The 9,971-nt window shown below is 76.6% G+C and carries 1 protein-coding gene and 1 CRISPR repeat array; the gene reads right to left on the reverse strand.

Translation table 11 applies throughout. From position 1 onward, the window contains the following. Nucleotides 1-7: 7 nt before the first annotated feature. Nucleotides 8-523: a CRISPR direct-repeat array (repeat unit 28 nt; unit sequence GGATCACCCCCGCGTGCGCGGGGAACAG). Nucleotides 524-974: 451 nt separating this feature from the next. Next, on the reverse strand, nucleotides 975-9,971 hold an 8,997-nt coding region (locus GA0070558_RS30415; protein WP_141722375.1), incomplete at its 5' end, for a type I polyketide synthase.

The following is a 9,971-nucleotide window of genomic DNA, read 5'->3' on the forward strand; positions in this document are numbered from 1 at the left end:
CGCGCTGGGATCACCCCCGCGTGCGCGGGGAACAGGGACTTCGTCATGGCACCTGCTCCCACACGTCGGGATCACCCCCGCGTGCGCGGGGAACAGGCCGCCCACCGGGCCCGCGCCTGGCCGGTGGAGGGATCACCCCCGCGTGCGCGGGGAACAGGGCGAAGGTGCCGACGCCGTGCTCGTCGCAGCGGGATCACCCCCGCGTGCGCGGGGAACAGCAGCGCGACGTCGCCAAGTGGGAGATCCAGGACGGATCACCCCCGCGTGCGCGGGGAACAGCTGGCCGGCATCGCGCTGCTCCAGGTCGGGATGGGATCACCCCCGCGTGCGCGGGGAACAGGGCCTGAGGAACACGCTTATCTAGCGCAAAATAGGATCACCCCCGCGTGCGCGGGGAACAGTGGAATCGAGGTTAGGAATACAACCGTACCCCGGGATCACCCCCGCGTGCGCGGGGAACAGGCGGACACGTGCACCGCCGAGACGGAGTTCATCGGATCACCCCCGCGTGCGCGGGGAACAGACTTCCTGACCTGCACCGCTAAAGATCAACAACGTCGATTTCATTCACTTGCCCGCCCAAGATCCCTCCGCCCATGCCGCCCAGTTGCTGATGACAAGGTACCGCTGACTCGCCGCGCCTGGCGCGCACCGCGCCCCCGCTCCTGCCATCCCTCCGCCGCCGACCCACACACCGTGGAGCGGGCCAGGGCGACAAGGTGGAGGGCTCCGCCGGACGAACGACCTTGTCGCCCTGGCTCTGGTCTGCTCGGCTCTGCCTGGATCGGCGGTGGACGGGATGGCATCCCACCCCACCACCCACGCCCGCAACCGTTCGGCAACTCCATCCCGGAGTCGTTGGCACCCGCCGGAGGCGGCCCTGACCCCAGGCCACCCGGCAAGGGGCGGCCTGGGGTCTATCTGTCGTTCTCCACGCCGACCACCAGCGAAGGCTCACCAGGCGGTCGAATCGGTCAGAAGGCCCCACCCAGGTTGCCGTCGGGGCCGCCCAGCTCCCGGTGGATGAAGTCGAACAGCTCGGCGTCGCTGGCCCCGTCGAGCGTCGGCGCAACAGGCGCGTCGACCGACGCCGGCCGGTCGTCGCCCCAGCGAGCCAGGAACGCCTGCATCTGCACCAGCAGCTTCTGCCGGGTGAGCTGGTCGGGGGCGCTGGCGGCGAACAGCCCGTCCAGCTTCTCCAGCTCGGACAGCAGCCCCTCGGTGGCCGTCGCCCCGTCGGCCACGACGAGCGTACGCAGGTGGCGGGCCAGGGCCAGCGGCGTCGGGTAGTCGAAGACGACGCTGGCCGGCAGGGTGGCCCCGGTGGCCGCCCGGAGCCGGTTGCGCAGCTCCACGGCGGTCATCGAGTCGAAGCCGACCTCCCGGAACGCCCGCCCCGGGCCGAGGTCACCGGCGTCGGGCAGGCCGAGCACCGCCGCCGCCTGGGCGGCGACGAGGTCGACGAGCACGGCGTCGCGTTCGGCGTCGGTGAGTGGGCGCAGCCGGTCCCGCAGCGCGTCGGCGGCCCCGTCGTCGGCCGGCTCGGCGTCGTGCAAGCCGCGCAGCGCCTCCCGGGCCTCGGGGACCTCCCCGAACAGCGGGCGGGCCCGGACGGCGGCGATGGCCGGCACGAACCGGTCCCACCGTACGTCGGCCACCACGACCTGCGCGCCGTCGACGACGGCCTGCCGCAGCGCGGCGGTCGCCAGGTCGGGGGCCATGCCGGGCAGGCCCCGCCGGCTGAGCTGGTCGAGGTCGGCGTCGGCGAGCCCGTCGGCCCAGGGGCCGAACGCCACCGACGCCACCGGCAGCCCGGTCCGCCGCCGGTTCTCGGCGAGGACCTGGAGCAGGGCGTCGCCGGCCGCCTGGCCGGACCGCCCGCCGGAGCCCCACACCCCGGAGGTGGAGGAGCAGAGCACCAGCGCGCCGAGGGCCGCGCCCTCCAGCTCGTCGGCGTAGCGGGGGATGTCGCCGACGGTGGCGGCGAGGTCGGCGGCGAGGCCGGCGAGGGTCAGCTCCGCCAGTGGCACGGTGCCGGTGTCGGCCGGCACGTGCAACAGGGCCGTCACCGGGCGGCCGTCGGCGGCGAGCTGCGCCATCCGGTCGGTGAGCTTCCCGCCGGCCGGCTGGTCCAGCGGCACCACGGCCGCGCCCTGCCGGCCCAGCCAGGCCGTGGCATGGCCGGCGACGGTGCCCTCCCCGCCGGTGACCAGGACGGTGCCGTGCGGCGTCCAGCCGCCGCCCGTACCGTCGGCCGGGTCGGTGGCCCGGACCAGCCGCCGCGCGTACGCGCCCGAGGCGCGGACGGCGAGCTGGTCCTCCCCCTCGGCGTTGGTGAGGGCGGCGACCAGCCCGGCAGCGAGGTCGGCGGTGACCGTGCCGGGCAGGTCGACGAGGCCGCCGACGTGCCGGGGGTGTTCCAGGGCGGCGGCCAGGCCGAGGCCCCAGGTGGTGGCCTGCCACGGCCGGGCGGCCGGCGCGTCGTCGGTGGCGACGGCACCGGCGGTGGCCAGCCACAGCGGCAGCGGCACCTCGGCCGGAAGACCGGTGTGCGCCTGCAACAGCAGCAGGTTCGCCGCGAGGCCGGCGGGCAGGGCGTCCTGCCCGGGGTGCGGGGCCTCGTCGAGGGCGAGCAGCGACAGCAGCCCGGTCGGCTGGTGCGTCGCGCAGGCCAGGGCCAGGTCGGCGGCGAGGCCGTCCCGGTCGACGGTCGCCGGGTCCACGGTGAGCAGGTGCACGGCCGCCCCACCCGCGCGCAGCGCGTCGGCGACCGCGTCGGCGGCCTCCCGGGGCGGCGCGACGACCAGCCAGGTGCCCGGCTCCCCGGCGGTGAGCCGCTGGGGCCGCCAGGTGACCCGATAACGCCAGCCGCCGATCGTGTCGTCCTCGTGCTGGCGGCGTCGCCACGACTCCAGCTCCGGCAGGAGGTCCCGCAGCGGCTGGCTGGTGTCGATGCCGAGCCGGTCCAGGTCGCCGTCGGTGACCGCCCGCCAGAACGCGGCGTCGGCCCGGTCCGCCCCGCCGGCCGGCCCGGTGGTCAGGGTGGGCCAGTAGCGCTGCGGCTGGAACGCGTACGTGGGCAGCTCCGGCAGGTCACGCGGGGCGGGCCGGGGGCCGGCGAGCGGGGCGAGCAGCGCCGCCCAGTCGAGGTCCCGGCCGGTCGCGTAGCGGGTGGCGAGGGCGGCGAGCAGCGCCGCCGGCTCCGGCACGCCGGCCCGCAGGGCGGCCACGGCGGTGGCGTCGTCGGGCAGCAGCTCCGCGTTCATCGCGGTGAGCACGGTGGCGGGGCCGATTTCGAGGTACGTGTCGACGCCCGCCCCGCGCAGCGCGGCGATCCCGTCGGCGTAGCGGACGGCCTCCCGGACGTGTCGCACCCAGTAGTCGGCGGTGCGCAGGTCGTCGCCGGTGGCGAGCGCCCCGGTCAGGTTCGACACCACCGGCACCAGCGGCGCGGCGAAGGTGAGCGTCTCCAGGGTCGCCCGGAACTCGGCCAGCATCGGCTCCATCAACGGGCTGTGGAACGCGTGACTCACCGTCAACCGGCGCGTCCGGACGCCCCGGTCCCGCCAGGCCCGCTCGATCTCGTCGAGGGCCCCGACGGCCCCGGAGACGACCACCGACGTGGGCCCGTTGACGGCGGCGATCCCGACGTCGGCGCGACCGGCGATCGAGGCGAACACGTCGGCCTCGGCCGCGTTGACCGCCAGCATCCCGCCGCCCGCCGGCAACGCCTGCATCAGGCGACCCCGCGCCGCAACCAGGGCGCACGCGTCCGCCAGGGACAACACCCCGGCCACGTGCGCGGCGGTGATCTCACCGACCGAGTGGCCCCCGACGAAGTCCGGCACCACCCCGAACGACTCCACCAGGCGGAACAGGGCCACCTCAACCGCGAACAGGCCCGCCTGCGTGAACACCGTCTGGTCCAGCAACGCCGCCTCGGCGGAACCCGCGTCCGCGAACAGCACCGGCTTGAGCGGCTGCGGCAGCAGCGGATCCAGGTGGGCGCACGCCTCGTCCAGCGCGGCGGCGAACACCGGGAATGCCGCGTACAACTCCCGGCCCATGCCGGCACGCTGCGCGCCCTGACCGGAGAACAGGACGGCGGTGCCGCCCGTCGCCGTCGGGGCGGGCCCGACGAGGGCGGGGTGGGTTCCGCCGGCGGCGAGGGCCCGCAGCGCCGCGAGCCGGGTCTCCGGGTCGGCGGCGACGACCGTCGCCCGGTGGGTCAGGTGCGCTCGGCCCTCGGCGAGCGCCCAGGCCACCGCCCCGGCGTCGGTCGCGTCGACACCGACCGTGCCGGCGTCGGCCGTACCGCCGCCCGCGACTGCCGGGTCGGAGCCGGCCGGGGTTGCCGGGTCGGCGAGCCGGCGGGCCAGCCGGTCGGCCTGGTCGCGCAGCCCGGCGGCCGTGGCGGCGGAGACCGGCCAGGGCAGCGCCGCGCCGCCCGCCGCCGACCGCCCGGCGAGGCCGGCGGACCCGGCGGGGTCGACGGGCTCGACGGACGCAGCGGGGTCGACCGGCTCCTCCGCCGGTGCCTGTTCGAGGATCACGTGGGCGTTGGTGCCGGAGATGCCGAACGACGACACCCCGGCCCGGCGGGGGCGGCCGTCGGCGTCCCACGGGCGGGCCTCGGTGAGCAGCGCCAGCGGGGACGCCGCCCAGTCCACGTGCGGCGACGGCTCGTCGGCGTGCAGGGTCGCCGGCAGGGTGCCGTGCCGCAGGGCGAGCACCATCTTGATCAGGCTGGCCGCGCCGGCCGCCGCCTGGGTGTGCCCGATGTTCGACTTCACCGAGCCCAGCCACAGGGGGCGGTCGGCGGGTCGGTCCGGCCCGTACGCGGCCGTCAGCGCCTGCGCCTCGATCGGGTCGCCGAGGGTGGTGCCGGTGCCGTGGGCCTCGATGGCGTCGATGTCGGCCGGGGTGAGCCCGGCGTTGGCGAGGGCCTGCCGGATCACCCGCTGCTGCGCCGGCCCGTTCGGGGCGGTGAGCCCGTTGGACGCGCCGTCCTGGTTGACGGCGGAGCCGCGTACCACGGCCAGGATCCGGCGGCCGTCGCGGCGGGCGTCGGAGAGGCGCTGCAGGAGCAGGACGCCGACGCCCTCTCCCCAGCCGGTGCCGTCCGCGTCCGCGCCGAACGCCTTGACCCGACCGTCGGCGGCGAGGCCGCGCTGCCGGGAGAACTCCAGGAACGCCCCCGGCGTCGACATGACGGTCACGCCGCCCGCGAGGGCCAGGTCGCACTCGCCGGAGCGCAGCGCCTGCGCGGCCAGGTGCAGGGCGACCAGCGACGACGAGCACGCCGTGTCGACGGTGACCGCCGGCCCGTGCAGCCCGAACGAGTACGCCAGCCGGCCGGACACCACGGACGCGCCGTTGCCGGTGGCCTGGTAGCCCTCCACCTCGGAGCGGGCGCCCAGCAGCAGGGTCGCGTAGTCCTGCCCGTTGGTGCCCATGAAGACGCCGGTGGCGGAGCCGCGTACCCGGTGCGGGTCGATGCCGGCCCGCTCGAACGTCTCCCAGGTGGTGTGCAGCAGCAGCCGCTGCTGCGGGTCCATGGCCAGGGCCTCGCGGGGGTTGATGCCGAAGAACGCGGCGTCGAAGTCGGCCACGCCGTCGAGGAAGCCGCCGCTGCGGGCGTAGCTGGTGCCCACCCGGTCCGGGTCGGAGTCGAACAGGGCGGCGAGGTCCCAGCCCCGGTCGGTGGGCATCGGCCCGATCGCGTCGCCGCCGTCGAGCAGCAGCTCCCACAGCTCCTGCGGCGACGACACGCCGCCGGGGAAGCGACAGGCCATGGAGACGATGGCGATGGGTTCGTCGGCCGCCGGCCGGGCCGCGACCACCCCGACCGCCGGGCCGCCGTCGGCCGCGCCGGCCACCAGTTCGGTACGCAGGAACCGGGCCAGCTCCGCCGCCGACGGATGGTCGAAGACGACGGTCGACGGCAGGGTCAGCCCGGTGGCCCGGCCCAGCCGGTCCCGCAGTTGCACGGCGGCGAGGCTGTCGAAGCCGAGTTCCCGGAACGCCCGGCCGGCGGGCACCTGGTCGGTGGAGTCGTGCCCGAGCACCGCCGCCGCCTCGGCGCGTACCAGGTCGACCAGCAGGTTCTCCTGGCCGGTGGCCGGCAGCGCGGCGAGCCGCGCCTGCAGGCCGCTGGTGGCGGCGTCGGCCTCCGGCCGCTGCGCCTCGGGGGCGGGGGCCGGGGCGACCCGGTCGAACAGGCGGCTCGGCCGGGCCGCGGTGAACGCGGCGACGAACCGGGACCAGTCGACCTCGGCGACGACCGGCGCGGGCTCGGGGGCGTTGACCCAGCGGCCCAGCGCCGCGACGGCGGCCTCGGGCGCGAGGGGGGTGAAGCCGCGGCGGCGCAGGCCCTCGGCGGTCTCCCCGGCGGCCATGCCGTCGGCCGCCCACGGCCCGTAGGCGAGGGCGGTGGCGGGCAGCCCCTCGGCCCGGCGGGCGGCGACGAGGGCGTCGAGCAGGGCGTTGCCGGCGGCGTAGCCGGCCTGGCCGCCGCCGCCCCAGACGCCGGCGACGGAGGAGAAAACGACGAACGCGTCGAGGTCCCGGCTGCGGCAGGCGGCGTCCAGGTGCAGGGCCCCGAGCACCTTCCCGGCGAGGGTCGCCGACAGGTCGGCGGCGGTCACCTCGTACGCCGGGGCGGTCCCGCCGGACGCGCCTGCGGTGTGCACGACGGCGGTGAGCGCGGGCAGGCCGGCGACGAGGGCGGTGACCGCCTCCCGGTCGGTGACGTCGCAGGCGACGACCCGCACCGCCCCGGCCCTCCGCAGCTCCTCGACCAGCTCGGCGGCACCGGGGGCCTCCGGGCCACGCCGGGACGCGAGCACCACCTCGGCCGCCCCGTTGGCCAGCAACCACCGGGCCGTGTGCCGACCCAACGCACCCGTACCACCGGTCACCAGCACCGTCCCCGACGGACGCCACCCCGACCCCACCGGCGGCGCGGCGGGCACGAGCCGCCGGCCGAAGACGCCGTTGCGGCGTACCGCCACCTGGTCCAGGGTGCCGTCGGCGAGCACCGCGACGAGCGCGGCGCGGGTGCTGCGGTCGGCGCGGGCGGGCAGGTCGACCAGCCCGCCCCAGCGGTCGGGCTGTTCCAGGGCGACGGCGCGGCCGAGGCCCCAGGCGAGCGCCGCCCAGGCGTCGGCGGCCCGCTCGCCGGCCGTGACCGGCATGGCGGCGCGGCTGAGCGCCCACACCCGGCCGGGCAGGCCCGTGTCGGTCAGCGCCTGGACGAGTGCGAGCAGCGCCGCCGTGCCGGCCGGCACGCCCGGCGCGTCCGGGAGGGACTCGTCCTGCCGGGGCAGCACGCACAGCACGCCCGCCCAGCCGTCGACGCCGGTGCGGCGCAGCCGCTCGCCCAGCTCCGCCCGGTCGAGGGACAGCGGGGCGGTCAGCGTGTCGACGGTCGCGCCGGACTCGGTGAGCGTCTTCGCGACGCCCGCGTCGGTGCCGCCGCCGACGGTGACGACGAGCCACCGGCCGGTCAGCCCGGCGGCCGGTGCGGGCCGCACGGGCTCCCACCCGATGCGGTACGACCAGCCGTCGAGCGCGGTGTCGCGGGTGCGCGCCTGCCGCCAGTGCGACAGCGCGGGCAGGGCCGAGCTGAGCGCGTCCAGGTCGGCGTCGTCGCCGAGTTGGGCGGCGAGGGCGGTCAGGTCGCCGCGTTCGACGGCGGCCCAGAACTCGGCGTCCCCGCCGCCGTCGGTGTCCTTCCGGGGGCGCGGCAGAGCTTCGGGCCAGAACCGCTGGTGCTGGAACGCGTACGTCGGCAGGTCGACGCGCTGCGGGTTTGCCCCGGCGAACCACTGCCGCCATGACACCGGCACCCCGTTGACGTGCAGCTCGGCCAGGGCGGCCAGCAGCGCGGTCGCCTCGGGCCGGTCCCGGCGTTGGGCCGCGACGGTCAGCACACCCTCATCGCCGGGCAGCACGTCGGCGGCCAGCGCGGTCAGCACGCTCTGCGGCCCGACCTCCAGGAACGTGTCCGCCCCGGCGGCGCGCAGCGCGGCGACGCCGTCGGCGAACCGGACGGCCTCCCGCACGTGCCGCACCCAGTAGTCGGCGGTCCGCAGGTCGTCGCCGGTAGCGAGCGCCCCGGTCAGGTTCGACACCACCGGCACCAGCGGCGCGGCGAAGTCGAGCCCGTCGAGGACGGCCCGGAACTCGGCGAGCATCGGCTCCATCAGCGGACTGTGGAACGCGTGGCTGACGGTCAGCCGGCGGACGCGCACGCCCCGGCCCTGCCAGAGCTGCTCGACCTCGCCCAGCGCCGCGACCGCACCGGAGACCACGACGGCCGACGGCCCGTTGACGGCCGCGATCCCGACGTCAGCCCGACCGGCGATCGACTCCGCCACCTCCTCCTCGGCCGCGGCCACCGCGAGCATCCCGCCCCCGGCCGGCAACGCCTGCATCAGGCGACCCCGCGCCGCCACCAGTGCGCACGCGTCGGCCAGCGACAGCACCCCGGCTACATGCGCGGCCGTGATCTCACCAACCGAGTGGCCGCCCACGAAGTCCGGCACCACCCCGAACGACTCGACGAGCCGGAACAGGGCCACCTCGACCGCGAACAGGCCGGCCTGCGTAAAGACGGTGTGGTCCAACAGGTTGGCCTCGGCGGAACCCTCCGCCGCGAACAGCACCCCCTTGAGCGGCTGCGGGAGCAGCGGGTCCAGCCCGGCGCACACCTCGTCCAGCGCGGCGGCGAACACCGGGAACGCCTCCGCCAACTCCCGGCCCATGCCGGCGCGCTGCGCGCCCTGGCCCGAGAAGAGGACCGCGAGCTGGCCGCGTTCGGTGGCCGTGCCGGTGACGATCGCCCCGGAGGGGTCGCCGCCGTCGAGCGCCTGTAGCGCGGCGAGCAGGCCGTCCCGGTCGGCGACCAGGGCGACGGCCCGCTGCTCCAGGGCGGGACGCGTCGTCACCGACGACCACGCCACATCCAGCGCGGAAAGAGACCCGTCACCTGCCAGCCACCGGGCCCACCGACCCGCCTGACCCGCCAGGGCCCCATCGGTGCGGGCGGACAGCAGCACCGGCACCACCGGCGGGACCACCCGCTCCACCACGACACCCTCGACGACCTCCGCCGGAGGCTGCTCGATGATCACGTGCGCGTTCGTCCCGGAGATCCCGAACGACGACACCGCCGCCCGACGCGGCCGGTCCACCACCGGCCACGGCGTCGCCTCGGTGGCCAGGGCAACCGCCCCCGCGGTCCAGTCGATGTGCGGCGACGGCTCGTCCACATGCAGGGTGGGCGGCACCACCCCGTGGCGCATCGCCATGACCATCTTGATGATCCCGGCGACACCGGCCGCCGCCTGCGTGTGCCCGATGTTCGACTTGATCGACCCCAGCAACAGCGGCATCTCCCGCCCCTGGCCGTACGTGGCGAGCAGCGCCTGCGCCTCGATCGGGTCACCCAGCGTCGTGCCCGTGCCGTGCGCCTCGACGGCGTCCACGTCCGCCGGGGTCAGCCGCGCGTTGGCGAGGGCCTGCCGGATGACGCGCTGCTGCGACGGACCGTTCGGCGCGGTAAGACCGTTCGACGCCCCGTCCTGGTTGACGGCCGTACCCCGCACCACGGCGAGGACCCGATGCCCGTTGCGGCGGGCGTCCGACAACCGCTCGACGAGCAGCATGCCGACGCCCTCGGACCAGCCCGTCCCGTCGGCGGCGGCGGCGAACGACTTGCACCGCCCGTCCTGCGACAGCCCGCGCTGCCGGGAGAACTCGATGAACGTGCCCGGGGTGGCCATGACGGTCACGCCGCCGGCCAGGGCCAGGTCGCACTCCCCCGACCGCAGCGCCTGCGCCGCCAGGTGCAGCGCGACCAGGGAGGACGAACACGCCGTGTCCACGGTCACCGCCGGCCCCTCCAGGCCGAACGTGTACGCCACCCGCCCCGACAGCACACTGCCCGACGTGCCCGTACCCACGTA

Origin of the sequence: Micromonospora haikouensis (assembly GCF_900091595.1) — a bacterium.
In the GTDB taxonomy this organism is placed as follows: Bacteria; Actinomycetota; Actinomycetes; order Mycobacteriales; family Micromonosporaceae; genus Micromonospora; species Micromonospora haikouensis.